General features: G+C 73.1%; 25 protein-coding genes and 1 pseudogene. 19 read left to right on the plus strand and 7 right to left on the minus strand.

The window, feature by feature from the left end:
• The first annotated feature begins 293 nt into the window (after positions 1-293).
• Positions 294-2,882, plus strand: a complete 2,589-nt coding sequence (locus OG559_RS10470) for an ATP-binding protein (protein WP_405116552.1) — start codon at positions 294-296, stop codon at positions 2,880-2,882.
• 90 nt (positions 2,883-2,972) lie between these two features.
• On the opposite strand, the pseudogene OG559_RS10475 reads toward OG559_RS10470, so the two are convergent.
• The 3 genes and pseudogenes from OG559_RS10475 to OG559_RS10485 form a co-directional block, all read right to left on the minus strand.
• Positions 2,973-3,293, minus strand: a pseudogene (locus tag OG559_RS10475) (tyrosine-type recombinase/integrase); the annotation flags it as partial.
• 95 nt (positions 3,294-3,388) lie between these two features.
• The gene (locus OG559_RS10480) at positions 3,389-3,748 is read right to left on the minus strand and encodes a hypothetical protein (RefSeq protein WP_405114707.1); all 360 of its coding nucleotides are present in this window, start codon (positions 3,746-3,748) and stop codon (positions 3,389-3,391) included.
• 428 nt (positions 3,749-4,176) lie between these two features.
• Positions 4,177-4,989: an alpha/beta fold hydrolase gene (locus tag OG559_RS10485; RefSeq protein WP_405114709.1), complete on the minus strand. Its 813-nt coding sequence runs from the start codon at positions 4,987-4,989 to the stop codon at positions 4,177-4,179.
• A gap of 703 nt (positions 4,990-5,692) precedes the next feature.
• Between OG559_RS10485 and OG559_RS10490 the strand changes: the two genes are divergently transcribed.
• Positions 5,693-6,550 (plus strand): MerR family transcriptional regulator, encoded by an 858-nt coding sequence (locus OG559_RS10490; RefSeq protein WP_405114711.1) that lies wholly within the window; start codon positions 5,693-5,695, stop codon positions 6,548-6,550.
• Positions 6,547-7,536, plus strand: coding sequence for a BtrH N-terminal domain-containing protein (locus OG559_RS10495; RefSeq protein ID WP_405114713.1), 990 nt, complete (start codon positions 6,547-6,549; stop codon positions 7,534-7,536). The genes OG559_RS10490 and OG559_RS10495 overlap by 4 nt, the downstream gene beginning before the upstream one ends.
• Positions 7,537-7,719: 183 nt before the next feature.
• Here OG559_RS10495 and OG559_RS10500 read toward each other — a convergent pair whose 3' ends face one another.
• Positions 7,720-8,610 (minus strand): META domain-containing protein, encoded by an 891-nt coding sequence (locus tag OG559_RS10500; protein ID WP_405114715.1) that lies wholly within the window; start codon positions 8,608-8,610, stop codon positions 7,720-7,722.
• Between the two features lie 239 nt (positions 8,611-8,849).
• On the minus strand, positions 8,850-9,386 hold the full coding sequence (locus OG559_RS10505; RefSeq protein WP_405114717.1) for a hypothetical protein: 537 nt from the start codon (positions 9,384-9,386) through the stop codon (positions 8,850-8,852).
• Positions 9,387-9,586: 200 nt separating this feature from the next.
• Here OG559_RS10505 and OG559_RS10510 point away from each other — a divergent pair, with 200 nt between their 5' ends.
• From OG559_RS10510 to OG559_RS10520, 3 genes are all read left to right on the plus strand, one after another.
• Positions 9,587-9,832: a hypothetical protein gene (locus OG559_RS10510; protein WP_405114719.1), complete on the plus strand. Its 246-nt coding sequence runs from the start codon at positions 9,587-9,589 to the stop codon at positions 9,830-9,832.
• A 149-nt stretch (positions 9,833-9,981) separates the two neighbouring features.
• The gene (locus OG559_RS10515; RefSeq protein WP_405114721.1) at positions 9,982-11,946 is read left to right on the plus strand and encodes a protein kinase domain-containing protein; all 1,965 of its coding nucleotides are present in this window, start codon (positions 9,982-9,984) and stop codon (positions 11,944-11,946) included.
• A gap of 16 nt (positions 11,947-11,962) precedes the next feature.
• The gene (locus tag OG559_RS10520; RefSeq protein WP_405114723.1) at positions 11,963-12,565 is read left to right on the plus strand and encodes an FHA domain-containing protein; all 603 of its coding nucleotides are present in this window, start codon (positions 11,963-11,965) and stop codon (positions 12,563-12,565) included.
• A gap of 83 nt (positions 12,566-12,648) precedes the next feature.
• Here the strand turns inward: OG559_RS10520 and OG559_RS10525 are convergent, their stop codons facing one another.
• A complete protein-coding gene (locus tag OG559_RS10525) occupies positions 12,649-13,491 on the minus strand; it encodes an SAM-dependent methyltransferase (RefSeq protein ID WP_405114725.1) in 843 nt (280 codons plus the stop codon).
• Positions 13,492-13,660: 169 nt separating this feature from the next.
• Between OG559_RS10525 and OG559_RS10530 the strand changes: the two genes are divergently transcribed.
• Both OG559_RS10530 and OG559_RS10535 read left to right on the plus strand, forming a co-directional pair.
• Positions 13,661-14,140 (plus strand): hypothetical protein, encoded by a 480-nt coding sequence (locus tag OG559_RS10530; RefSeq protein ID WP_405114726.1) that lies wholly within the window; start codon positions 13,661-13,663, stop codon positions 14,138-14,140.
• 127 nt (positions 14,141-14,267) lie between these two features.
• Complete coding sequence (locus OG559_RS10535; RefSeq protein WP_405114727.1) at positions 14,268-14,894, plus strand: phosphatase PAP2 family protein; 627 nt, start codon at positions 14,268-14,270, stop codon at positions 14,892-14,894.
• 14 nt (positions 14,895-14,908) lie between these two features.
• On the opposite strand, the gene OG559_RS10540 is transcribed toward OG559_RS10535, so the two are convergent.
• Positions 14,909-15,766, minus strand: coding sequence for a prepilin peptidase (locus tag OG559_RS10540; RefSeq protein ID WP_405114729.1), 858 nt, complete (start codon positions 15,764-15,766; stop codon positions 14,909-14,911).
• Between the two features lie 705 nt (positions 15,767-16,471).
• Here OG559_RS10540 and OG559_RS10545 point away from each other — a divergent pair.
• The 11 genes from OG559_RS10545 to OG559_RS10595 all read left to right on the plus strand — a co-directional run bounded on the left by OG559_RS10545 (position 16,472) and on the right by OG559_RS10595 (position 24,565).
• Entirely contained in the window at positions 16,472-16,933 is a 462-nt protein-coding gene (locus OG559_RS10545; RefSeq protein ID WP_405116554.1) for a hypothetical protein, read from the plus strand.
• Positions 16,927-17,934, plus strand: coding sequence for a hypothetical protein (locus OG559_RS10550; RefSeq protein ID WP_405114731.1), 1,008 nt, complete (start codon positions 16,927-16,929; stop codon positions 17,932-17,934). Before OG559_RS10545 ends, OG559_RS10550 begins: the two co-directional genes overlap by 7 nt.
• On the plus strand, positions 17,931-18,587 hold the full coding sequence (locus OG559_RS10555) for an SAF domain-containing protein (RefSeq protein WP_405114733.1): 657 nt from the start codon (positions 17,931-17,933) through the stop codon (positions 18,585-18,587). Before OG559_RS10550 ends, OG559_RS10555 begins: the two co-directional genes overlap by 4 nt.
• Before the next feature lie 2 nt (positions 18,588-18,589).
• On the plus strand, positions 18,590-19,390 hold the full coding sequence (locus OG559_RS10560) for a ParA family protein (RefSeq protein ID WP_405114735.1): 801 nt from the start codon (positions 18,590-18,592) through the stop codon (positions 19,388-19,390).
• Entirely contained in the window at positions 19,380-20,936 is a 1,557-nt protein-coding gene (locus OG559_RS10565) for a CpaF family protein (protein ID WP_405114737.1), read from the plus strand. The genes OG559_RS10560 and OG559_RS10565 overlap by 11 nt, the downstream gene beginning before the upstream one ends.
• A complete protein-coding gene (locus tag OG559_RS10570; protein ID WP_405114739.1) occupies positions 20,885-21,841 on the plus strand; it encodes a type II secretion system F family protein in 957 nt (318 codons plus the stop codon). Before OG559_RS10565 ends, OG559_RS10570 begins: the two co-directional genes overlap by 52 nt.
• Positions 21,842-21,943: 102 nt before the next feature.
• Complete coding sequence (locus OG559_RS10575; protein ID WP_396672053.1) at positions 21,944-22,813, plus strand: type II secretion system F family protein; 870 nt, start codon at positions 21,944-21,946, stop codon at positions 22,811-22,813.
• A 30-nt stretch (positions 22,814-22,843) separates the two neighbouring features.
• The gene (locus OG559_RS10580; protein WP_396671655.1) at positions 22,844-23,047 is read left to right on the plus strand and encodes a hypothetical protein; all 204 of its coding nucleotides are present in this window, start codon (positions 22,844-22,846) and stop codon (positions 23,045-23,047) included.
• A gap of 158 nt (positions 23,048-23,205) precedes the next feature.
• Complete coding sequence (locus OG559_RS10585) at positions 23,206-23,616, plus strand: TadE/TadG family type IV pilus assembly protein (RefSeq protein ID WP_405116557.1); 411 nt, start codon at positions 23,206-23,208, stop codon at positions 23,614-23,616.
• Entirely contained in the window at positions 23,613-24,137 is a 525-nt protein-coding gene (locus tag OG559_RS10590; RefSeq protein WP_405116559.1) for a TadE/TadG family type IV pilus assembly protein, read from the plus strand. Before OG559_RS10585 ends, OG559_RS10590 begins: the two co-directional genes overlap by 4 nt.
• A complete protein-coding gene (locus OG559_RS10595) occupies positions 24,134-24,565 on the plus strand; it encodes a hypothetical protein (protein ID WP_405114741.1) in 432 nt (143 codons plus the stop codon). The genes OG559_RS10590 and OG559_RS10595 overlap by 4 nt, the downstream gene beginning before the upstream one ends.
• The last annotated feature ends 2 nt before the right edge of the window (positions 24,566-24,567 follow it).

Below are 24,567 nucleotides of genomic sequence, written 5' to 3' on the forward strand. Positions count from 1 at the left end.
CCCTGAGCAAGGCATCACGGTGTACGAGACTGTACGGATCCGTCCCGAACACCAAGAGGTGCTCCCAGCAGGGCGCGATGATTCCTCACTGGTCTGCAGGTCGGCGCACGATCTCGATCCCGGTGCGCGGCCCGCGTGTTGCTGGCGCGGTCGACAAGGCGTCCGGCAGGCCCGCCCGAGCGGGTCTCGGTCCGGTGCACCGGTGGAGAATCCCATATCCCGGCTCTGGACCGGTCGGGTCTCATTGATCAGAAGGGGCGCACTGATCGCGCATCGATACAATACGTTGCGTGATGATGCAGCCGCCGGGGCCCGGCACGACACGTACGACGGCCGAGTTTGTCGCCCAGTTACGCAGCGTGAAAGCCTGGTCCCGGTTCTCGTACCGAGAGCTGGAGCGGAGGGCCCGGCGTGCCGGCGATCAGTTGCCGATCAGCACCGTCTCCAGCGCGCTCAATCGAATCTCACTACCGTCCGAGGAACTGGTGGCAGCCCTGGTGCGCGCCTGCGGCGGCAATCCGGCAATCGTGGCGGAGTGGGTGGCCGCTCGCCACGCGTTGACCCCGAGCGACCGGTTCGAATTGGCTGCCGGTGTACCCGGGCCGGCCACGCCGACCGCACCCGGGCCGGAAGCACCCGTCGGCTCCGCTCTAGACGGGCTAGCCGGGAGGCAGTGGCCCCCCTGCCTGCTGCCGCCTGACCTGCCGCTGTTCGTCGGTCGGGACGACGAACTCTCCGAGGCGCGGCGGCTGCTCGACCTGGACTCAGCCGGGCCGGTGACGTTGTTGGTCAGCGGCCCGGCCGGAGTCGGCAAGACCGCCTTCGCGGTACGCCTCGGGCACCTGCTCACGGGCCGGTTTCCGGACGGCCAGCTCTACATCGACCTGGGCGGATTCGGCGACGAGCCACTGGGGCAGTTTGCCGTGCTGGGTGCCTTTCTGCGGGCGCTCGGCGTGCATGGTGGGGCGATGCCCCCGGACCTCGCCAGCCGGGTCCACCTGTACCGAACTCTGCTGGCGCAGCGAGAGGTGCTCATCGTGCTGGACAACGCGGCGACCACCCGACAGGTCACCGACCTGCTGCCGAGTGGTGGTCGGTGCGCCACGATCGTCACCAGCCGGACCACACTGGCGGACCTGGGCAGTCGCCGCCTTTCGCTGGGCACCCTGGATTCGACCGCAGGTTTCGCGCTGCTGCGGGAGATGCTGGGCCGCGAGCGGACCACCGCCGAACCCGACGCCGCCCGGTTCATCGTGGAGACCTGCGGGGGGCTTCCCCTCGCGGTGTGGGTGGCCGCCGCACGGCTGGCCGCCCGACCGCACTGGCCGTTGGCCAGGGTCGCCGAGGCGCTCGGCGACGAGCAGCGCAGACTCGACGAGCTGGCCGTCGGTGACATCGCCGTCCGGGCCAGCCTGGAACTGACCTACCGGGGGATGACCCCGACGGCGCAGCAGGCCCTGCGCCTGCTCAGCCTGTCGCCCGGCCCGGACTTCGCTGCCTGGGCGCTGGCAGCGCTCATCGACACCACGATGGCGCACGCGGAGGCCGTCATCGACGACCTGGTGGAGGTACACCTTGTGGAGGTCGGAGCCAACGGCGCCACCGGCTTCCGCTACCGGCTGCACGACCTTGTCCGGCTCTTCGGCCGGGAGTTGGCGCAGCGAGCGATTCCGCAGCAGGACTGGGCGACGGCACTGGACCGGCTGCTCGGCGGAAGCCTGCACCTGGCCGACCTCGCCGCGGATGCCCTCGGGGCGGACTTCCAGGGCAGCCCACCGGCCGAGCTGGTGTCCTGGCGGCTCCCGGCACCGGACATCGATCAGCTGGTCGCCGATCCGGTGGCGTGGTTCGACGACGAGCGCCGCTTCCTGATCGCCCTGGTCGACCAGGCGCTCGACAACCCGAACATCGGGCCAGCGGCTGGAGTGGCCGTCGCATTGACGACCTTCTTCCAGGTCCGTAGTCACTTCGACGAGTGGGAACGGCTCCAGAGCAAGGCTCTCGACGCCGCGCTGCGCACCGGCGACCAGCGCAGCGCCGCCAAACTTCACCGCTGTCTCGGCGAACTCACCACCATCCTGGACCGTTACCCGGAGGCACTGGACCACTTCCGGCAAGCTCTGCTGCTCGCTGACGGTCGGGAGCCTGCCTACCAGGAAAGCGCCGCCGCCGGCCTCGCCTACGTGCACCGGCTGCTCGGCCAGTACGACTCGGCGGTGCGCCAGTTCGAGGAGGCCGTTGCACTGGCCCGGGCGAGTGACAACGTCAACTGTCTCGTCTACGCCACAAACGGCATCGGTGTCATCGACCTGGAACAGGGGCGGGTCGACGCCGCCATGGCACGGTTCGAGGAGTGTCTGCAGGTAAGCCGGGCAGCCGGGTACCGGCCCGGTGAGGCCCAGGCCCTGCGCTGCCTGGGGCAGAGCCACCGCGCTCTCGGCGCATACCCGGCTGCCGCGGACTGCTTCCGACGGGCCGCTGCGATCAGCGAGGACCTCGGCGACCGGCTGACCGCCACCCACGCCATCTGCTGGCTCGGTGACGTTCTGGTACGCCAGGGCGCGCACGGCGAGGGACGCCGCCTACTGGCCCGGAGCCTCTGGATCTACCGCGAGTTCGGCAACGTGTGGGGCGAGGCTGCGGTGGCCTACGCGCTCGCCGAGGCGCAGCTCGCCGTAGGGCGGCCGGTGCTGGCCCGGCGGCGCGCGGAGGCCGCCGTGAAGCTGTGGCGGCAGGTCGGCTCCCGGAGCTGGCTTGCCGTCGGTCTCGACACGCTGGCCGAGGCGCACCGTCAGGCCGGAGACACCGTCGCCTCGGCGCAGATCCGGGACGAGGCGGCTGCCGCCCGGGCAGCCCTGCACGACACCGGCCCTCGGCGGTGAGTCGGACCCGTGGCCGCAACGGCCAGCCGGCGCGGAGTCGGCCGCGCCCAGGCCGCGCGGCCGGTCCTTCTTCGGCAGCCAGTGAACGTAGGTCTCCAGCGTGACTCGCAGGTTGGCATGCCTCAGCGCCTTCTGTACCTCCTGCGGCTCGACACCGTTGCTCATCAGCGTCGTGGCGAAGAAGTGGCGCAGGGAGTGGAAGGTGCCTACCTTCGGCCATCCGGCAGCCTCGCGCCAGTCCGCCCACAACTGCGACCAGTAGGTGTCGTTCAGCAGCTTCCCCCGCGAGGAGGTGAACAGAACGGCGACCGGCCGAGCCAGCCGCTCTCCCGTGGTGATGTCGGGAAGCTCGAACTCGACGGGGCCGACTTCGCTGACGTGAGCGGCGACAGGCCCTTCGCGGTGCCCCAGCGCTAGCTAACGGCACGTCGGTCAGAGCCCCGCTACCCGGTGGCAGGCCGGTAGCGGCGCGGCAGCGACCGCCCCGCCCTCGGCGACGGCCAGTGCTACTTCTCCGCCGGCAAGTCGTGAAACCACCGCCGGGACGATGCGGGCACCAGCAACAGGCCAACGATGACTGATGCACCAAAGATCTCTAGCAGCCCTAAGGCATCAGCCCTGCCGATCATGACGACGCCGTACACAACGCTGGTGGTCAAGAAGAGGGTTGTCCAAAACCGGGCCCGCCCGCTACCACGCCACAGTCCGTAAGCCAACACCAGGAGAAGAAGCACCTGTATCAACCCGGTGACCATCGATGGACCACTCGTGAACATCGTCGTCGCCGGGAACGCGGTCGCCACGAGCAAAATCACCGATGCGGCGGCAACCGGCATAGGAACGCGTCGCTGACTTTGCTCGATCATCGGCTCATGGTAGGCGTCCGTTCGCCCGGTCCACTAGCTAGAACGGACGCCGCCGGAGTCTGGCTCCGAGAGTGCCGCGCAGGGGAGAGCCGGCAAGCCCCAAGCATGGGGGCGGCGCCCGCGGTTGCCGGGCGGGCGACCCCCCGTGCCAGCTCCTACCGAGTCCGGGTCAGGTCAAACCCTGCGCCTGAAAGGGGTGGTGGCCGTCGACGGTCGGGGCGATCGGCCAGGAGCCGACTCCGCTGCCGGCCGCGCGGTCAGGTCAAGAGCGCCGCTGTGGCGGTGTCCGCCGGGTGCCGGACCGTGACACGAAAGCCGACTCCGACCCCGGGTGCCCATCAGATCGACGGGCAGAGCGCAGGCCGGCCAGCCGAACGTAGATCTCCCGCTTGTCGACGGCGTTGCGGCCACCTGGGGAGCGCCGGTTTTCAGCCGCTTGTTACCCACGTCAGCATCGCTTGCCAGTGGGCCGGAGACGGCGTGTGGGCTGCGTCCTCGCTGATGCGAATCTTGCCGTTGGGCATCCGTGCGGCGATCAGCGGTGCGTCGGGAACCGCTCGGCCGGGGTCGTGTCGACCGGCCCAGATGAGGACGCGGCAGGGCACGTCGCGCAGGCCAAACCCCCATGGGCGGATGTCGGTGGCGAGCCAGTCGCCGGCCAGCCCCACTGCGCCCTGGCGGGCACCCTCGCGGCTGGACTCCTCGTAGGGCCGCATCCAGGGGTCCTGGCCTGCGGCAAGCAGTTGCCGGTGCTGCTTGAGCGGATCCTCGGCGTACCATGCGGCGGCGCGGGTCACGTAGCGGCGCCCGAGCCCCGGAACGGTCCGCAAGACCCACGCGTGAAACCGCTGCCAGCCACGCACCGTGCGCAGTTCCCGATATGGGCCGGTGAAGCCTGCGGCGACCACCCCCGTCAGTCGATGCGGGAACCGGACCCCACAGGCCACGGCGTACGGCGCGCCCCCAGAGAACCCGATCAGGCCGAAGCGCTCGATCCGCAGAGAGCTCATCAGCGTACCGACGTCGTCAGCGACGCCGAGGAGCATTGGCTGTCGGACAGCTGTGGACCGACCGTACCCGGGCCGGTCGACGGTGATCAGGCGGACGTCCGCCAACGCCGTGTCGTCCGGGCGGCTGATCCGAGAGCCCGGCGTGCCGTGCAGGAACACCACCGGCGGCCCGGCTGGATCGCCGTACTCCGCCCAGCCCAGGACCCGGCCGTCCGGCAACGCAAGGTCCACAGCGCCTCTCCCGCTAGACAGCCAACGCAACACCCAGTACAGCTTATAGACATGCGTCGCCGTGTTGTGCAGTGTGGCAATGCCAAAGCGCACTCACATGCCACGATCCGGGCGTTGGCCGACTGCCTGCCGGTAACTGAGCGTAGGCGTTGGCACGGAGGCTGGGTGGGCCGATGGCCAGCGGCACGCTGCTTCTCGGAGCGGGCGGATCTCTGCGTCAGCGCGTACCTGACTCTGTAGCGGAACCCGTACGCCGAAAGCTTGATCGACTTCTATGCCCCGGCATGATCATCGGGCACAGATCCGGCACAACTGGGCCCGGAAACGCCTGTAAAGCGTCGAGAGACGATGAGGATTGCCGCCCTGGTCAAGGGCCGGATCTGCCTGATTCGAGATGATCTATCGGCAGCGTCCGATGTTCTGGCTTCGAGTCCCAGGCGGCCCACAAAACTGGTCCATGAACAGCGAATAAAGGCGATCATCGCCATCCGCCTGCATTGATGTTGGCTGCTCCGACGGTCGTGCGTGGATGCGACCGGGCGGTTGGTCCCCCGCGTGGGCGGGGAAGAGGCTGCACCCATCCCGCCGGCTGGCGACCGCGCCGGGCCCGTTTCCATGGTGATTCGTTCCGTGGTCGGTGCGGCAGGTGCCGGGCGCGGTTGACCCTCTCCCAGGGGGAGGGGCGAGGCTGTTGGAGGCGTCGGTGACGGGGTTGATGCCGATCGGGGTGTTCGCGCGAGCGACCCGGTTGTCCGTTCGAGTGCTGCGTAACTATGACCGGTTGGGTCTGCTCGTCCCGGCGTGGGTCGATCCGGACACCGGCTACCGCCGGTACGACGTCGACCAGTTCCCCCGAGCGGGGCTGGTGCGGCGGCTGCGAGAGTTGGAGGTGCCGTTGCCCGAGATCGCCGAGATCCTGGCGGCCGACACCCCGGAGCAGGCAGGCGCCGTCATCGAGCGGCACCGGGAACGCGTGGCCGCGCGGGCGGCCCGGCTGGGCGAGATCGCCGGGCGGTTGGGGGCCGTGCTGGCCGAGCCGGGGCGGGTGTCGGGCTGGCTGGAGGTGTACGAACGGTGGCGCGGTGCCCAGCCCACCGCCCGCATGTTGGTGCGTACCCCGCTGAGCGGGCTGGCCGAGGCCCTGGCGCCCGGGTTCGCGCGGTTGTTCGCCGGCCTCGCCGAGCAGGGGATCGCCCCGGCGGGGCCGGCCGGGACCCGCTACCTCAGCGACGACCTCGACGCGGCGGAATTGGAGGTGGAGTTGTTCGTGCCGGTGGCCCGCCCGCCCCGGCCGACCGCGACGATCGCGGCCGGGGAACAGGCGGGCTGTCTGCTCGCCGCGACCGTCCACGAGGGCGGCTACGACGACATCGAGACCGCCTACCGGTCACTGGGGCGCTGGATCGCCGAGCAGGACCGGCTGCTGGCGGGCCCGGCCGAGGAGCGTTACCTCGTCCCGCCCGGGCCCGGCGTACCCATGGCCGCGCTCCGTACGGAGATCGCCTGGCCGGTCCGACCCCCGTCCGGCCCGCCTCAACCAGCGAACCAGGAAGCAAGATGATCATCGAGAATGTGTCGTTCTCCGCCGGTCAGCACTGCGAGACCACCACGCTCGGCGCACTGCTGCGCCACGAGGGCCTCGACCTGTCCGAGCCCATGCTGTTCGGCCTCGGCGAAGGTCTGGGCTTCGTCTACTGGGATGTCAAGAACATGGACTTCCCGTTCCTCGGCGGCCGCACCAAGCCGACCACGATCACCCGGACCGTGGCCGACCGGCTGGGCCTGACGCTGCACGTCCAGGAGACCGCCTCGCCCCGTAGGGCCTGGCAGAACGTCGCCGACGCCCTCACCGCCGGCCGCCCGGTCGGCCTGCAACTGGACTCCTACCACCTGGACTACTTCACCACCAAAGTCCACTTCGGGGGCCACCTCGTCGCGATGTACGGCTACGACGACACCCACGCCTACCTGATCGACACCGCCCAGCAGGGCGGCACCGTGAGGACCACGCTGACGAGCTTGGAGCGGGCCCGCAACGAACGCGGACCGATGACCACCCGTAACCTCTCCTACACGATCGCCGGCCCCGCCGTCCGGCCCGACCTGGGCGACGCCGTCCGGGCAGCCATCCGCAACAACGCACACGCCTTTCTCAACCCGCCCATCGCCAACCTCGGCCACCGCGGCATCGACAAGGCGGCCCGGCAGGTGGCGCGGTGGCTCGACCGCTCAAGCGACCCGTCCCGCGACCTCCCGCTGGCTGCGACGCTGATGGAACGCGGCGGGACCGGCGGCGCCCTGTTCCGCGCCATGTACCGCGACTTCCTCGCCGAATGCGCCACGATCGTCGACGACGACAACGTCCGTCTCGGTCACCGGCTGTACGCCGAGATCGCCCCGCTATGGACCGAGGTCTCCCACCACATCACGGCCGCCGGGGAGACCGGCGACCCGGACCATCTGAGCCGCGCCTCGGCGGTCCTCACCGAACTCGCAGACCGGGAACGCCACGCCATGCGGATCCTGAACGGCGTTCACCCCGACTGACCACCTCAACGATCGCCGCTCCGCGGCGGACGGCGGGGGCCACGGCGTGCAGCGCCTGCACGGACACAGGCAGGCGTCCACGCCACGCAGAGAGTTGCTGATAGTCCGCCGCGAGTAGGACGACATCGCCACGAACTCAGCGGCCCGGGAAACGGCCCTCCGGCCGTACCGCCTCCCGCGCTCTCAGTCGACGGCGCGTAGCCGGCCCTTCTCCTTGCCCTGAGCGTCGAGCAGCACCAGGGTCGCACCGTCGAAGCCTGCTCGCCGGGCCGTCCAGAGCCACTCCCCGACCGGCACGCTGGCCACGCAGTACATCAGCGTGGCGGACCCGGCGGTAGCGAGCAGCGTGCCCCCGGCCCCGGTGATCCACCGGCCGCTCTCGTCGTTGCAGCCGTCGGACCCACGCCACTCGCCGTCCGCCGTGAACTCCACGTACGCCGCCTTGTGCCCGTCGGTGGGAACCCAGCGGCCGGCGAGCCGGCGCCGATCGACGGCAGCCAGCGCCTCCGGTAGCGCGGCGGCCGGCGCGAGGGCCTGCCGGGCCTCGTCGGTGACCACCGGCGGCACCAGCTCGGAGGCCATCATGTCCGGCCCGGCCGTCGGCGTCGCGCCGGGGATCAACCGGGCAACCGGCCGCGCCAGATCATCCAGAAGCACGGGCCGCCCTGAGCCGTCGAACTGGTACGCCGTCACGCGCCGCAGCCAGCCGGGAACGTCCTGGCTGGCCCTCTCGCAGCCCGGAATGCCCTCGACCGCGGCGCTGAAGGCGGTGTCGATGTCCGCGAGGAAGACACCATCGACGTCTGCCCGCCAGGACCCACCCAAGGTGCCGCAGCTGCTGCCGATCAGGTGCAGTCCAGAAGGTGCGAAACGCAGGATCTTGCCCGCGCCCGGGTCGCCGACGTCGGCGATCGTCCAAGAGCCGACCAGTTTCTCCGGTGCCAGCGGCCGCGAAGCCTCGGTGGCACCCGGGACCGGCCCTGAGCCTGCCGACCCCGCACCGGTTTGCCCGTCGCATCCAGCGAGCAGCACACCGAACACGACCAACGTCGCAAGGTAGCTCTGACGCACCATCTCAAGCTCTCCGTCCGGCCGTCTCCCCGCCGTCTTCCCTGGTCCGCCCGTCACCACCGTTCCGGGGATCGGACGGCACACGGCGAAGGACAATTCCACCTGCTCCCACCAACGATCGAACCGGTGCACAGGGAGCGCTCCGGCGCACGAGGATGACCTCGCCTCAGCTCGCGCCGGGCAGCCCGTTCCGGCCGGGGCCCTCCGCGACCGGCGGCCGCCCGGGGCACCACGCAGCCGCGTCAGCTCCCGCCCGTGGAATCGAAGAGGGAGTCCGGCGGGCCGGCGGTGACCGGCCCCGCGCGGTGCTCCGGCGGCGGGAGCTGCCGCGCCGGCTGGCGGGAGTGCAGCCGTGCGCCGGCCTCGCCGCGCCGCGCGGTGACCGGGACGGTGACCATCCGGACCGGTTCCGGGGGCTCGACGAAGCCACGGGAGCCCCACCGGACCCAGATCGGCACCCGCCCGGCGTCGGCCTCGGCGAGGAGCTTCTCGACCGTACGACGCCGGTCGGTGTGGTCGACCTCGATCACCACGGGCGGCGCGGCGGGCCGGGCGCAGGCGATGTCGATGACGGATTGCTGCCCGGACATCGGCGGCGGAAGCGGCACCACGCTGGCCGCCCGCCGGTAGACCCGCCAGCCCTGCGCCGTGCCCCAGTCGGCGATCGCGTCGATGAGCAGTTCCGTGACCTGCTCGGTGGTGCGGTCCACGAAGGTCAGGCAGGCGAGTCGGCCGGCCATCGACGCGGCCAGCCGTGCTCCGTCGTCTGGATCGGTCATGCCAGCCGGTTCACTCCTGCCCGTCCGTGGCCCACATCGGCAGGCCGGTCATGCCGATCCGACCCGCGGTGGCCCCATCCACCCAGTTTGCCGGGTCGGCGAGTTTCCCAGATATTCGGGGCAAGGTTCAAGCCGCTGTGCGGAAGATAGATGGACGACTATTATTCGACCATCCACCCGCTCGATCGAGAGGCCTTCAGGTGAAGAAGTTCGTGCGGAACGCCGTCCTGGCCACCCTGCTGACCGTCGCCGGCACCACGGCGGTCGTGGCCAGCCCGGCCATGGCCCTACCGTTCCCGAACAACGACGAGAGCATCACCTTCATCTACTACTCCGACGCCAGCAAGACCGTGGAGGTCGGGATGCTCGTGTACGGCAACTGCGGGAACAGCTTCGAGGACGGCATCCGTACCCGCTACTCCACCTGGTACCGGACGTCCTGCTAGCCGAACATGCCGTAGCGGTTGGGTGGGGCTCGGCATCGGGCGAGTTCCACCTGATGGCCGCAGGCTGTCGCCCGGCACGGCCGGGCGACAGGTGACCGGCCGGTAGCGGACGACTGTCCTGGCACACCCCTCGGTCATAATGGGCCGCCATGGTCCACACAGAGCAGTCGGCCTCCCACCGCCCTGGGGAGGCCGACACAGTCCCGGGGCTCGACCTCGGCGTGGCCGGCTGCACGGACGCGGTCGAGATCGGTCGCGGCGGCTTCGGCGTGGTCTACCGCGCCTGGCAGCCCGACTTCTCCCGCTGGGTGGCGGTCAAGGTGCTCGCCGCCGACTGGCACGGCCCGTCCCGGGCCCGCTTCGAGCGCGAGCTCAGGGTGCTGGGGCGGCTCTCCGACCATCCGCACATCGTCACCCTGCACCAGGCCGGCCGGACGGCGGCCGGCAACCCGTACCTGCTGATGGCGTACGAGGAGGGTGGCTCGCTGACCGACCGGCTGGCCGCCGCCCAGGCGGGCTGCGCACCCGACGCGGTGTCGGCGGCGCAGCGGTGGCCGGCGGCGGTGGCCGGCGGGATCACGGTGGCGGGGGCGCTGGAGACCGCGCACCGGGCCGGCGTGCTGCACCGCGACGTGAAGCCGGAGAACATCCTGATCTCCCGGTACGGCGAGCCGAAGCTGGCCGACTTCGGGCTGGCCCGGCCCCGGGCGGCGGAGCCCGCCCCAGGGCGACGCCGGGTGACGACGAGTGTGCTGCACGCCGCGCCGGAGATCCTGCGCGGCGAGCCGGCCTCGGTCGCCTCGGACGTGTACGCGCTGGCATCGTCGGTGCTGCACTGGATCCGGGGCACACCCGCCTTCGCCGAGGCGCTGTCGGGCGCGGGGCCGCCGGACGGGACGGAGCCGCTGGCGCGACTGCTCCGGCGGGTCGCCGCCGACCCGGTGCCCGACCTGCGGCCGGCCGGCGTACCCGATGTGGTGTGCGTGGTGCTGGAGCGGGCGATGGCTAAGGACCCGGCGCTGCGCCATCCGACGGCGGTGGCGTTCGCCGAGGACCTCCAGCGGGCACAGCGCGCCGCCGGCCAGCCGGTCACCCCGCTCATGCCCGGCGGCGGGGACGACGGGGCCGCCCACCCACGGCCGGACGACGCCCCGGCCACCGATGGCGATCAGGTGCCGCCCCGGCCCCGGTTCTCGCTCAGCGCGCGCCGCCGGGCGGCCCTCGACCTGGACCTCACCGCCACCGTGCGGGGCCGGCAGCCGCCCGGGGTGCCCCGGCGCGCGCTGGCCCGTGCCGTCGGGTTGCTGGTCGCGCTGGTGTCGGTGCTGACCACCGGCTGGTCGGCGGCCCTGCCGGCCCCGGCTCCCATCGAGGTGCCGGTGGAGCTGACCTTCGGTGACCAGGAGGTCAACGTGGACTCCGCCGAGCAGACGGTGACCGTGCGCAACCCGGGCGACCGGGCGGTGCGGGTGACGGGGGTCGCGTCGACCGGGGCGGACGGCGGGGACCTCCGGGTCACCGCCGGGGGATGCACGGCCCGGCCGCTGGCACCCGGGCGGGCGTGCGAGGTGCGGTTGGTCTTCGCCCCCCGCGCGCCGGGGCCGCGCCGGCCGATGCTGGCGCTGACCGTGGCCGGGTCGCCGGACCCGGTGACCGTCCGGGTGGTCGGGACCGGCCATCCGCGCCGGGCGAGCCGGGACGACGCGCCACCGGGCCGCTGCTACGACGACGCCTACCAGGTGGGCACGTCGGCGTACGGGTACGCCGGCGGCCTGCGCGCGATCTCCGTGAAGCAGTACTGGTCGCCTGCCTGCCGGGCCGCGATGGCGTACATCTGGGTGTGGAAGCAGTACCGGGACAACGCGGGGACCGACGGCGGCACCTGGGACGTCGACCTCACGGTCCGCCCCGGGACCGGGGCTGCCGGACCGCCGGGGTCGCTCGACGCGTTCGGGCCGGTCGGGGTGCGGCAGCGGGCGACGGGGCAGCCGTTCGAGCTGTGGACCGAGCCGCTCCCGGTGGACGGCGGCTGCACCACGGCGACCGCCACCGTGACGAGCGTGCGGACCGGGGTGCCGACGAGCGCGACGACCGAGCCGTACTGCGGCGACTGACCGTTCGGAGGCGGGGGTGGCGGAGGGGTACTTCGAGGTGTACGGCGCGGGTGGCGTCCGGCTGGTGCCGTTGACCACCGACGCGCTGACCATCGGGCGGGCGAAGACCAACGAGCTGCCCATCGACAGCAGGCTCGTGTCCCGCCTGCACGCCCTGGTCGAGCGCTACCCGTCCGGCTGGTCGATCCGGGACCTGGGCAGCACCAACGGCACCACGGTCAACGGCAGCCCGGTGCGTCAGGCACAGATCCTGCGGGACGGGGACCGGGTGGAGGTCGGCCCGGCCCGGCTGCTCTTCCACGCCCCGTCGGAGCACCCCGGCACCCGGACCCTGCACGTCGAGCCGCCGCCCGCGCCGCCCGCACTGACCCCGCGCGAGCAGGAGGTGATCACGGTGCTCTGCCGCCCGTACGTCTCCGGCGGCCAGCCGTTCCCCGAGCCGCCCTCGGTGCGCGCGATCGCGACCGCCCTGCACGTCACGGAGAGCGCGGTGAAGAAGCACCTGACCCGGCTGTACGAGAAGTTCGACCTGACCTCCAACGAGGACCGGCGCCGGTCGCGGCTGGCCAGCGAGGCGGTGCGCCGCGGCTCGGCCGGCCAGCAGCCGGCCGCTCCCTGACCCGCCGCCCCGATCCGCTGCCCCTGGCCCGCCCCGCCCGGGGAAGTGCCAGCCGACGTGCCGTTCGTCCCGGCCGTACGGCTTCAGCGGCGGACGCCCACCCCGCCGAAACCGTGCGACACCCCGTCCCGCGGCTCGCCGTCGGGCCGCCAGTCGGCCAGCCAGGCCAGGCCCGGCTCGATCAGGTCGTACCCGTCGAAGAACCGGAGGATGTCGGCGCGGGTGCGGGGCACCAGCGGGGCGGTGCTCTGCTGGTAGACGGCCCGGCCCCGCTGCGCGGGCAGCGGCGGGGCGCCGTCGAGCGTCAGGTGGGACAGCAGGAGCTGGCTGCCGGGGGCGGTGGCGTCGCGCAGCCGGGCGACCGCCGCGTACGGGTCCTCGGCGTCCGGCACGAAGTGCAGCACCGCCACCAGCAGCACGGCGACCGGGCGGGTGAAGTCGATCGACGCGGTCACGTCGGGGTGGGTCAGCAGCTCGTCCGGCCGGCGCAGGTCGCCCCGGACCACGACCGTGCGGGTCGCGTCGCCGAGCAGCCGCCGGGCGTACGCGACGGCAACCTCGTCGTAGTCGACGTAGACGACCCGCGAGTCGGGGGCCACGGACTGCACGACCTCGTGCACGTTGCCCTGGGTGGGCAGCCCCGCACCGATGTCGAGGAACTGCCGCACGCCCTGCTCGGCGGCGTACCGGACGGCGCGACGCAGGAACGCGCGGTTGGTCTGGGCGGCTACGCCGGTGTCCGGGAAGATCTCCAGCAGCTGCCGGGCGGCGGCCCGGTCGGCGGCGAAGTTGTGGCAGCCGCCCAGGTAGTAGTCGTACATCCGGGCGACGTTCGGCCGGCTCTCGACGCCCGACCCGGCCGTCCCGGCGCTGGTGGCGTCGCTTCTTCCCCCGCCGGGTGCGGTCGGCGCCGGGTCGCTGGTCACGATGTCCCTCCACTGGGGCAGCTCGGTACGCGTCCTGAATGTCTAGCACCCCGCACGACCGCCATCGACCCCGCGTGTCGTTGATCCGGTTGTATCCGTCGTCGGTCCGCGGCGACGGTGGGGCTGCGACGCCGGCAGGGTCGGTGCCGCCAGGTCGAGGAGGTACGCGATGACCCGTCAGCGAGAGACCGTCGAGGTCGACCCCGTGCTGTTCCGCGCCGTGTACGACTCACCGGCCGCGCTGCCCGGCCGGCACCGCTGGGTGACGCCGGAGCACGACGTCCGCCGGATCGAGAAGCTGCTCGGGATGCCGGCGCGCAGCATCGGGGCGCCCCTGTGGGTCAGCGGCGACGAGCCGGACTGCCCGAAGTGCGGTCGGCGGATGACCTGGCTCGACATCGTCTCGTCGGCGCTGCACGGCGTACACGACCCGGCCATGATCGCCCGGGTGATCCTCGGCGACCGCCGGTACGTCAACACGGAGGTGCCGAACGCGATCGGCGGCGTGCACTGTTCCGACTGCCGGACGCCCATCGACGGGCTGCGCAGCTTCAAGTGCCACAACTGGGCGTACGCCTTCGAGGCGCTGGAGGAGGTCGTCGAGCGGATGTCGGGCGGCGTGCCCCGGCCGGCGCCCGGCCAGTCGTGAAGCTGTCCCGGGCCCGCACCGACCTTGGTCGTGGCGGCCGCCTGACGTTCGTCCGGTGCGGGGATCCGGCTCGGTCGCCTACCGTGTGATCAGGTGAACGGAAGATGAACACTTGGTAGGTTGAGGCATGATTGACGGCTTCCTGTCGGATGTTCCCCAGTTCAGCGTCGACTGGTACCGCGACATCGTCGACTTCGCGGACAGCACGCCCGCTTCGGTGCAGTGGTTCGCCGCGCACTTCACCGAATGGTCGATCATCCTGCTCGGGCTCCTGTTCGTGGCGGCGGCCCTGCCGAGGCTGGGTGCCGGGCCGCGCAGCCTCGCGCTCGCCGTGGCCGCGCCGGTCGCGGTCGTCCTCGCGTACGGCGGCAGCGAACTGCTCAAGACGGTGGTGGACGAGGAGCGCCCCTGCCGCACCCCGGCCGACCTGGTGATCGTCGCCGGGCAGTGCCCACCCGTGGGCGACTGGTCCTTCCCGAGCAACCACTCGACGATCGCGGGCGCGCTGGCCGCCGTCATCCTGCTGCTCTCCCCCCGACTCGCCTGGTACGCGGTCCCACTGGCCGTGCTGGCCGCGTTCTCCCGCGCCTTCGTCGGCGTGCACTACCCGCACGATGTGGCCGCCGGCCTGCTCCTCGGCGCGCTGGTGGCCACCGTCGGCACCCCGCTGCTGGCCCGGCCGGTCGCGGGGGTGCTGCGCCGCCGGGAACGCCGGGCCGAACGCCCGGTGGCCGACGCCAGCCGGGGCCGCTGACGCAAGGACCCCGGTCAGCGGACGAGGAGCAGGGTGACGACCGTTCCGAGCACCAGGAACGGACCGAAGGGCAGGTGGCTGGACCAGCGGACCCGGCGGGCCAGCAGCAGCGCCAGGCTGGTCAGCGCGGAGAGCGTGAACGTCACCAGCACCCCGAGCACCAGGACCGGCCAGCCGTACCAGCCGAGCAGCGCGCCCACCCCGAGCGCCAGCTTGGCGTCGCCGAGGCCGAAGCCGCGCCGCCCGAGCACCAGGGTGGTGGCGGCGAAGCAGAGCGCCAGACCGACCCCGGCCGCCGCCGCCCGCAGCCAGGGAGCGGGCCCGGCGGCGGCCAGCGCGGCCACCCCGAGCAGCGCCTGAGCCCCGACGGCCGCCGGCCAGGTGAGCCGGTCGGGCAGCCGGTGCACGGCCGCGTCGACGAAGACCAGCGGCACCGCCCAGCCGAGCCACCAGGCCAGGGCCGCCAGCTCGCCCGGCGTCCCGCCCGCCGACACGAGCACCGCCAGCGCCGCGAGCACGGCGACCTCGACCGTGCCGGGCGGCGCGCCGACCCGGGACCGGCAGGCCGGACAGCGGGCCGCCGGCCCGAGCGCCGGCCAGGGCCGGTCGAGCGCGAGCGGCGTGCCGCAGGTCGGGCAGGCCGTCCGGTCCGGCGCCCCGGGCGGTACGGCGTACCGGGCGACTGCGAGGCGGAGCACCGGGGCGACGGCCAGGATCGCCGCCAGTCGCGTCCACGGCCGCCCTCGCGACCCGGCACGAGCCCCCGGCACGGGCGGCGGGACCGGCACGGGCGGCGGGACCGGCTCGACCGACGCGGGCTCGACCGGTTCGACGGGTGCCGCGAGGGGCCGGGACGGGGGGTCAGCGGGCATGACCGGCCCCCGGGCCGGCCGGGCAGCCGGATCGGGGAGGACACGGTGAGTCACCTTCGGCCCGCCCTTGTGTAGCGGATGACGCCGAATCCGACCCGGCCACACCCCGCCACGGCCCAGCGGGGCCGCGCGGCCGACGGGGCGGCCGGACGGGCACGGTAGGCACCCCGACCTGCGGGCATTTCGGACCCACCCTCCCGGAGCGGGCCGGCTGACCGGCCGAAAGGACCGCGCACCCCACACCCGCAGCCGATGTCACGGCCGTCATGGTGCCGTTCGAGGGCGACCCCGGCCCCGCGATGTCCGGTCCCGCACGCGCCATCCCCCACCACCACCCACTCGTCACCGAGAGTGTTCGCATGAATTGCCTCTGTTGCATCGGCAGGCGTCAGCTTATGCTCGCCCCTTGAGTACGGCGCAACCCCGCAAGCAGCGTCGGAGGCAACGCGAGGACATCGATTCACGGCTTTTCTAAGATCAGCACAGGCGAATACCGCGGCGACGCAGCAATATTCGGATGACATCATCCGGCCGCGTTGCCGCACGCCCGGGGGCGGTCGGCGTGCCGCCTGACCGGGTCGCCAGCAAGGAGGGGCGGCGTTGCGCGCACAGCACCCCGACCGATGGACGATCTTCCTGGTCGCGGTCCTGGTGATCGGACCGGTCGCCGCCTGCGGCGCGGAACCCGAGACCACGGCGCAGCCCCTGTCGGCGGCGCCGAAAACGACCCAGAGCCATTCGGCGGCCGAGGAACGGGCGGCCCGAGAATCGGCGCTCACCGCATATTCCGGATATCTCGCGGCGTCCCGGACGGCGAACCGCCGCAGCGATCCGTTCCACCCGGAACTGACCAGGTTCCTGGCAGATCCATTGCTGACCCGGGTTCGACTGGCAATTCGCGACGCGAAGGAGCACGGTGCCATGCGTACCGGAACGCTCGTTTCCGATCCCACCGTCACCGCCGTGAGCCTGGACGGCGTCCCGGCCACGGTGGACATCCAGGACTGTGTGGACGCCACCGGCTACCGGCTGATCTACACGAAGACGAAGAAAGTCGTGCCCGGCTCGGGCGGCGGGCGGCACCTGGCCACCGCGACGGCCACCCGGTATGCGGACGGCCGCTGGCTGATCAGCTCCGGCGCCGCCCACGAGGACCAGCCGTGCTGACCCGGGGCGGACGGGCCGGCGCGGCCCCCGGCCGGCGCGACGCACCAGCGGTACGTCCACGGCCCGCCCACCGCCGGCTCCGCGATCCGCGGCCCGGACGGCTGCTCGCGGGGATCGGCCTGGCCCTCGTGCTCGCGGTGGCGGCGGCCCCGCCCACCGCCACCGTCGCGGCGGCGGCGGCGGCCCGGGGCGGCGGGGTGGAGTGCCCCATCGGCCAGAACGACTGCAACATCTGGGACGACGACCCGGGCACCCCGGGCGGCGGCGGGAACCCCGGCGGCGGGGGCGGCAACGACGGGCCGGCCGGCAAGTGCCAGTGGAAAGGCAAGGTCATCCCCTGCTACGACAACGTCCTCGGGTGGTTCAACAACGACGACGGCTGCTACTACAAGCTGAAGCATCCGCAGCCTCCGGGCACCCCCGAGGGCAAGCAGTGGTACGAGCTCATCTGCAACGGCGGGGACATCGGCAGCTTGCGCGAGAAACTGCTGGACGCCCCGCCGCCCGGCTACGGCACCCCGCCCGATCCGGAGGAGCTGGCCCGCCGCGCGCTCGCCTCGATCTCGCTGCTCCCGCCCCGGGCGTCCGTCGCCCCGCGCAAGAGCAAGGGCCCCGGCCTGGTCGGCCTGCCGGTGTGGATGTGGGCCAGCCCCGGGGACGACTACTTCGGCCCGCTGACCGCCTCGGCCTCCGACCGGGGGCTGACGGTGACCATCACCGCCACTGTAAAGCGGATCGTCTGGGACATGGACAACGGCGAGCAGGTCGAGTGCGACAACCCCGGCACCCCGTACTCCGCTGACGGCCCGGGTGCCGGCCGTCCCTCCCCGGACTGTGGTTACCACGGTGGCTATCAGAGGGCCGACACCTACGACGTCAGCGCCACCACCTTCTGGAACGTGCACTGGGTCGGCGGTGACCAGAGCGGCGACATCCCCCAGACCCGGACCAGCGGCACGGTCCAGATCGAGATCGACGAGCTTCAGGTGGTGACCCGGTGAGTCTGGCGACGCGCAACGGCACGGGGCCGGTGGACGCCCCCATCGCCCCGCCCAAGGTGCTCCGGCAGCGCCGGGTCCGCCCCGGTCTGCTCGGCCTCGCGGTGCTGCTGATCGCCCTCGGCGGCCTCGGCGCGGCGTTCGCGGTCACCTCCGTCCGGGCCACCGGCAGCTACCTCGCGGTGGCCCGGCCGGTGGAGGTGGGCCGGACGCTCAGCGCCGACGACCTGGTCACCGTGCAGGTGGCCGGCGGGCAGGGGCTGCGGCCGGTGCCGGCGGGACAGCTCAACGAGGTGATCGGCAAGCGGGCGGCCGTCGCGCTGGCCCCGGGTACCCTGCTCACTCCCGCCCAGCTCACCGCCGACCCGCTGCTCGGCCCCGGCCAGCAGCAGATCTCCCTCGATCTCTCCCCCGGCCAGGTGCCGGCGAAGCGGCTGCACCCCGGCGACCGGGTGCTGCTGGTCAGCACCCCGAACCGCAACGCCAACGGGCAGAGCTCCGGCAGCACCCGGTTCGAGGCCACCGTGATCGACACGGCCACGCCGAGCAGCAGCAGCGTCGTGGTCTACGTGGCGCTCACCGCCCGGGACGTGCCGGCCATCGTGGCGCTGGCCGCCCAGGACCGGATCGCGGTCGTGCTGACCGGGGCGGCCTGAGCATGGCGATCATCGCGCTGGTCTCGGCCAAGGGCTCGCCCGGCGTCACCACGACCGCGCTGGCCTGCGCCCTGACCTGGCACCGGCGGCTGGTGCTCGCCGAGTGCGACCCGTCCGGCGGGTCGGTCCTCGCCGGCTACCTCGGCGGGGTGCTGGACGGCCCCCGGGGCATCGGCGAGCTGGCCGTCGGGGAGCTGCGCGACGGGAGCCTGGAGTCCGCGTTCTGGTCCCAGCTCGTCGACCTCGACGCGCCCCGCCGGGAGCGGCTGCTGCTGCCCGGTGTCGTCGACCCCGCGCAGGCCGGCAGCGTCACCCCGCTCTGGCACCGGTTCGCCGACTTCTTCCTCGACCTGGAACGCGGCCAGCTCCCGTACGACGTGCTCGTCGACTGCGGGCGGCTCCAGGTGACCGGCCCGCCGTGGCCGATCCTGCGCGCCGCCGCCGTGGTCCTCCTGGTCACCCGGGCGAAGCTGCCCGACCTGTCCGCCACCCGGTCCATGATCCGGGCGATCGAGCGGGACTTCACCGAGCACCGGGTGCCGCCCGGCACGCTGCGGCTGCTGCCGATCGGCGACGGACACGGGCGCGGCGAGATCAGCAAGGCGCTGCGGCTTCCGGTGATCGCGCGGCTGCCGGAGGACCCGCGTACCGCGGAGGTGCTCACCCTCGGCGGCACCGTGCGGGCCGGCCGGCCGCTGATGCGCGCGGCCGGCGCCCTGGAGGTGCCGATCCGGGCGCTGCTGGACCGCCGCCGGGCCCGGCTGGCCTGGCCGGCCGCCCAAGGGGTGCCGGATGCGGTTTGAGCCGGTGTCGCACGACCCCCGGGTCCCGCAGCAGCAGGGCGCGACCTCCATCGCCCCGCCGCTGCCGCCGGCCCCGAACGGGCGGCACCAGCAGCCGGTCCCGCCGGTGGGCCCCGCCCCGCCGCCGACCGTCGCGCCGACGACGCCCCGTCCCCGGGTCGACTTCGCCGTGGTCCGGGAGCTGCGCCGGGAGCTGAGCGAACGGCTCACGCTGTGGCAGCGCGGCCGGGAGTTCGACGCCGACGCCGAGGACGTCGAGCGGGCCCGCCTTGCCGTCGCGGTGGTCGCCGAGTACGCCGACGCGGTCCGCCGGGCCGGCACCCCGATGCCCGCCGGGGAGGAGCGGCTGCTGCTCGACCAGGTGACCGCCGAACTGGTCGGCCTCGGGCGGCTCCAGACACTGCTGGTCGACGACACCATCGAGGAGGTGCACATCCTCGGCTGCGACCAGGTGCGCATCACCCGGCACGGGGGCGGGGTCGACTGGGCCGACCCGATCGCCGACAGCGACGACGAGCTGGTGGAGATCCTCCAGGCGGCGGCCCGCCGGGCCGGGGCGACGGAGCGGTCGCTGTCTACCTCGAAGCCCACCCTGGACCTGCAACTGCCCGACGGCAGCCGGCTGGCCGCCGTGTTCCTGGTCAGCCACCGCCCGTACGCGGTGATCCGCAAACACAACACCCTCGAGGTGAGCCTCGACGACATCGCCGGCAGCCGGGGCGACCTGGACGAGATGATCGACCCGCTGCTGCGCGACTTCCTCCGGGCGTCCATGCGGGCCGGGCTGAACATCATGGTCGCCGGGCTGGCCGGGGCGGGGAAGACCACCGTCATCCGGGCGCTGATGGACGAAATCCCGGCCGACGAGCCGTACGTGCTGCTGGAGGAGAGCCGGGAGCTGCTTCCCGCCCGCCGGGGGCACAAGCACCGGGCGGTGATGAGTTTCGAGGCCCGGGAGGGGCACGGCGAACGCGGGCTGGACGGCCGCCCGGCCGGCGAGGTGAGCATCGCCGACCTGATCCCGGTGTCGCTGCGGATGGGCGTGCTGCGGATCATCGTCGGCGAGGTGCGGTCCCGGGAGATCGTGCCGATGCTCCAGGCGATGACCACCAGCCGCGGATCGATGTGCACCATCCACGCCCGCACCCCGGCCGGGGTGAGCGAGCGGATCGTCGAGCTGGCGCTCTCGCACGGCCGGGAGATGACCGTCGACCAGGCCCGCCGGATGGCCGGCAACGCCCTCGACCTGATCGTCTACGTCACCGTCGAGGACGAGACCGCGATCGGCGGCCGCAAGTACCGCTTCGTCTCCCACGTGGAGGAGGTGATCGGGGTCGGCGAGGGCAGCCGGATAACCACCACCAGCGTCTTCGGTCCGGGGCCGGACGGCCGGGCCATCCCCCGTCACCTGCCCGAACGCGTCCGCGACCAGCTCCTGCGGGTGGGCTACGACGCCCGGCTGCTGGGTCGGTGGATCGAGGCCGGGGCCGGGGCGTGGCAGCGTCCCCGGCACACCCGGCTCGGCGTCAGGCCGGTGACCCGGTGACCCCGAACATCGAGCTGATCGCCGTGGTGTCCGGCGCGGCGTGCGTGGCCGGCCTGGTGCTGGCGGTGGTGGCGCTGGTCGGCACCACCCGGCCCGCCGGCCCGGCTCCCGGCGCGGGCCCGGGTGGCGGGCTGCGCAGACTCTGGCTCGGCTCCGGCACCACCGCCCGGGAGCAGCGCAACCACCAGGTGTTGATCGGCGGCGCGGGGCTCGGCGGCGCGCTGGCCTTCCTGCTCACCGGGCTGCCCGTGGTCGGCCTGCTGGTCGCCGTGGCGGTGCCCGGCGCGCCGTGGCTGTTCGCGGTCGGCCGCGCCGAGCAGCGGGCCATCTCCCGGATCGAGGCGGTCGGCGAGTGGACCCGCCGACTCAAGGACGTCTCGTCCACGGGCCAGGGCCTCCAGCAGGCCATCCTCGGCACCATCGCCACCGTGCCCGAGGAGATCGCGGAGGAGGTACGGACGCTCGCCGCCCGGCTCCAGGCCGGCTGGCAGGCCCGCACGGCCCTGCTCGCGTTCGCCGACGAGATCGGGGACCCGGTCTGCGACCAGGTGGTGGCGGCGCTGATCCTGCACCTGACCGACCGGGGGGAGCGGCTCGGCGACGTGCTGGGCTCCATCGCGAGCGCGGCCGGCGCCGAGGTGGCGACCCGCCGGGAGATCGAGGCCAAGCGCACCCAGCCGCGGTTCGCGGTCCGGTTCCTCACCGGGATGACCCTGCTGACCCTCGCGTACGGCCTGGTCAACACCGAGTACGTCCGCCCGTACGGCACGCCGGTGGGGCAGCTCGTGATGGCCGTGCTCGGCGGGGCGTTCATCGGGCTGCTGGCCTGGGTGCGGGCGATGAGCCAGCCGCCCCGGCCGGCCCGCTTCCTGCCCGCCCCCGACCCCACGGAGGCAATCGCGTGAGTGAGCTTGCGAGCCCCGCAGTCGCGAACGAAAGGCGGCACCGGTGAGCGCGAGGAGTGAGCTTGCGAGCCCCGCAGTCGCGAACGAAAGGCGGCACCGGTGATCCTCAACTGGCAGCTCACCGTCGCCGTCTGCGGCGGCGCGGCGGTGGGGTTCGGGGTCTTCCTGGTGGTCCGGGAGGCGCTGCCGGCCGCACCGGCGCTCGGCCCCGCGCTGCGCCGGCTGCACCAGCCGCCGGGCACCGGCCGGACCGCCGCGAGCGGTGCGCAGCGCCTCGACTGGGTCGGCGGGCTGGCCCGCTGGCTGCGTCCGCCGCACCGGCAGCTCGCCCTGATCGACCGTACCCCGGAGCAGTACGCCCTGTCCCTGCTGCTCTCCGCGCTGGTCGGCCTGGTCACCCCGACCCTGGCCGGTGCGGTGCTCTTTCTCGGCGGGGTGTCCGTGCCGGTGTTCGTACCGCTGCTGGGGAGCCTTGGGATGGCGCTAGTCGCCGCCCTGGTGGCGCACCGCAGCGTGCTGACCCGCGCGGACGCCGCCCGGGACGAGTTCCGCCAGGCGGTCTGCACCTACCTGGACCTGGTGGCGTTGCAGCTCTCCGCCGCGCACGGCCCCGTGCAGGCCCTGGAGCGGGCCGCGGCGGTCTGCGACGGCTGGGTCTTCGACCGGATCCGGGAGTCGCTGCGGATCGCCCAGATGCAGATGCACTCGCCCTGGGACGAGCTGCGGGAGCTCGCCGAGAAGATCGGCATCCCGGAGCTGGGCGACGTCGGGGCGATCATGCGCTCCGCCGGCAGCGAGGGCGCGCAGGTGCACGAGACGCTGCGCAGCCGGGCCGACTCGCTGCGTGACCAGATCCGCACCGACAACCTGGCCCGGGCCGAGGCGGTCACCAGCCGGCTGGACATCCCCGGCTCGCTGCTGGTCTTCGTGCTGCTCGGCTTCGCCATCTACCCGTTCCTCGCCCGGTTGTGAAACCCCTCCCCAGTTCATAAGGAGCACGTCATGCACCTCATCGCCTATCTGCACATCGCGTTGACGACGCGGCTGGCCGAGCTGCGCCGCGACGGCGAGCGCGGCGACAGCCCGGTGCCGACCGCCGTGATCATCGCCGGCCTGGTCACCGTCGCCATGGCGGTCACCGCCCTCGCCCTGACCAAGGCCAACAGCTGGATGAACGCCATCCCGGACGGCGGGTCGAAACCGTGACGGGCCGCCCCGCACGCGCGGACCGGAGCCGGTCGGCACCCGCCGACCGGCCCACCGGCCTGCGCGCACCGGGGCGGGCGCGCGACGGCGTACGGCGGCGACCGGGCCGGTGGGCGCGCGACGGCCTACGGCGGCCACCCGGGGAGGCGTCCTGGGGGCTGCTGGCCGGGGCCCGGCGGAGACTCGCCGACGGCCCGGCCGAGCGGGGCGCCAACCCGGTGGAACTGGCCGTCGTGATGCCGGCGATCCTGGTGCTGCTCTTCGCCTCGATCCAGGCCGCCGCCTGGTTCGTCGCCCGGGCCACCGCGCTGAACGCCGCGCAGAGCGGGGTCAACGCCCAGCGCGTCCTTCAGGCTCCCGACGGGGCCGGGGAACAGCGGGCGACCGACTTTCTCACCTCGGCCGGTGACTGGCTGGTCGACTGGGACTCGCCGGGGCCCGACTGCATGACGGCCGCCACCGAGGTGACCTGCACGGTGACCGGCACCGCCCTGTCGGTCGTCCCCTGGGTCAGCTTCCCGGTGCGGCAGACCGCCCACGGCACCGTCGAACGGTGGACGACGGGATGAGCGGCGTGCGGAGACATGACGTGCCGGCCGATGGCCGACACCGATTCCGGCGCCGACCGCGGCGGGACGAACGCGGTTCGGTCGCCGTCGAGGTGGCCGTGCTCGCCCCGGCTTTCCTCGCGCTGCTCGTGCTGGCCGGCGTGGCCGGGCGTACGGCGATCGCCCAGGAGGCGATCGAGTCGGCGGCGCACGATGCCGCCCGGGCCGCCTCCATCTCCCGGGATGCCGCCACCGCCCGGCAGCAGGCCCTGGCCGCCGCGAGCAACCAGCTCGACTGGCAGCGGGCGAACTGCGCCAGCGAGCCGACGCTCACCTTCAGCGGCTCGGTCGACGGCGATGCGGTCAGCTTCGACGAGGCCTTCGCCAGCGATCCCGGCGAGCCCGCCGCCGTCACCGTGCGGGTGGCCTGCACGGTCACCTTCGCCGACATCGACCTGTCGCTGCTGCCGGCAATGCCGACCAACCGAACGGTCTCGGCCGCCTTCACCTCACCGCTGGACCGCTACCGGAGCAGGTCGTGACCGCCCGCCGGCTCCGCGGTGACGACGGCCGGGTCAGCCTGTTCCTCGCGGCGGGGATGATCGGCGTCCTCGCGATCATCGGGCTGGCCTTCGACGGCGCCGGCCAACTGCGGTCCATGCAGCGGGCCGACAACCTGGCCGCGGAGGCGGCCCGGACCGGCGGCCAGGCCATCGACCGGGCGAAGGCCATCGAGGGCGGGCCCAAGGTGATCGACCAGGTGGCCGCCAGGGCCGCGGTGAACAGCTACCTCGCCGCGGCGGACGTGACCGCCTCCTCCGTCGAGTTCCCGGTCGTCGGCGGGGAGACCCTCGTCCGGGTGCACGTCACGGTCACCTACGACCGGTACATGCTCGGCTTCTTCGGCTTCGGCAACACCGTCACCGTCTCCGGTGAGGCCACCGCGCGGGCCCTCACCGAGGGCCCGTAGGA

It is taken from the genome of Micromonospora sp. NBC_01405 (assembly GCF_045040155.1).
In the GTDB taxonomy this organism is placed as follows: domain Bacteria; phylum Actinomycetota; class Actinomycetes; order Mycobacteriales; family Micromonosporaceae; genus Micromonospora.

Coding starts and splice junctions, on each gene's coding strand:
- OG559_RS10540 (WP_405114729.1), bottom strand. CDS start 15,766: ATGCCCGCTGACCCCCCGTCCCGGCCCCTCGCGGCACCCGTCGAACCG.
- OG559_RS10590 (WP_405116559.1), top strand. CDS start 23,613: ATGAGCGGCGTGCGGAGACATGACGTGCCGGCCGATGGCCGACACCGA.
- OG559_RS10500 (WP_405114715.1), bottom strand. CDS start 8,610: ATGGTGCGTCAGAGCTACCTTGCGACGTTGGTCGTGTTCGGTGTGCTG.
- OG559_RS10535 (WP_405114727.1), top strand. CDS start 14,268: ATGATTGACGGCTTCCTGTCGGATGTTCCCCAGTTCAGCGTCGACTGG.
- OG559_RS10495 (WP_405114713.1), top strand. CDS start 6,547: ATGATCATCGAGAATGTGTCGTTCTCCGCCGGTCAGCACTGCGAGACC.
- OG559_RS10470 (WP_405116552.1), top strand. CDS start 294: ATGATGCAGCCGCCGGGGCCCGGCACGACACGTACGACGGCCGAGTTT.
- OG559_RS10560 (WP_405114735.1), top strand. CDS start 18,590: ATGGCGATCATCGCGCTGGTCTCGGCCAAGGGCTCGCCCGGCGTCACC.
- OG559_RS10530 (WP_405114726.1), top strand. CDS start 13,661: ATGACCCGTCAGCGAGAGACCGTCGAGGTCGACCCCGTGCTGTTCCGC.
- OG559_RS10505 (WP_405114717.1), bottom strand. CDS start 9,386: ATGACCGATCCAGACGACGGAGCACGGCTGGCCGCGTCGATGGCCGGC.
- OG559_RS10565 (WP_405114737.1), top strand. CDS start 19,380: ATGCGGTTTGAGCCGGTGTCGCACGACCCCCGGGTCCCGCAGCAGCAG.
- OG559_RS10515 (WP_405114721.1), top strand. CDS start 9,982: ATGGTCCACACAGAGCAGTCGGCCTCCCACCGCCCTGGGGAGGCCGAC.
- OG559_RS10480 (WP_405114707.1), bottom strand. CDS start 3,748: ATGATCGAGCAAAGTCAGCGACGCGTTCCTATGCCGGTTGCCGCCGCA.
- OG559_RS10580 (WP_396671655.1), top strand. CDS start 22,844: ATGCACCTCATCGCCTATCTGCACATCGCGTTGACGACGCGGCTGGCC.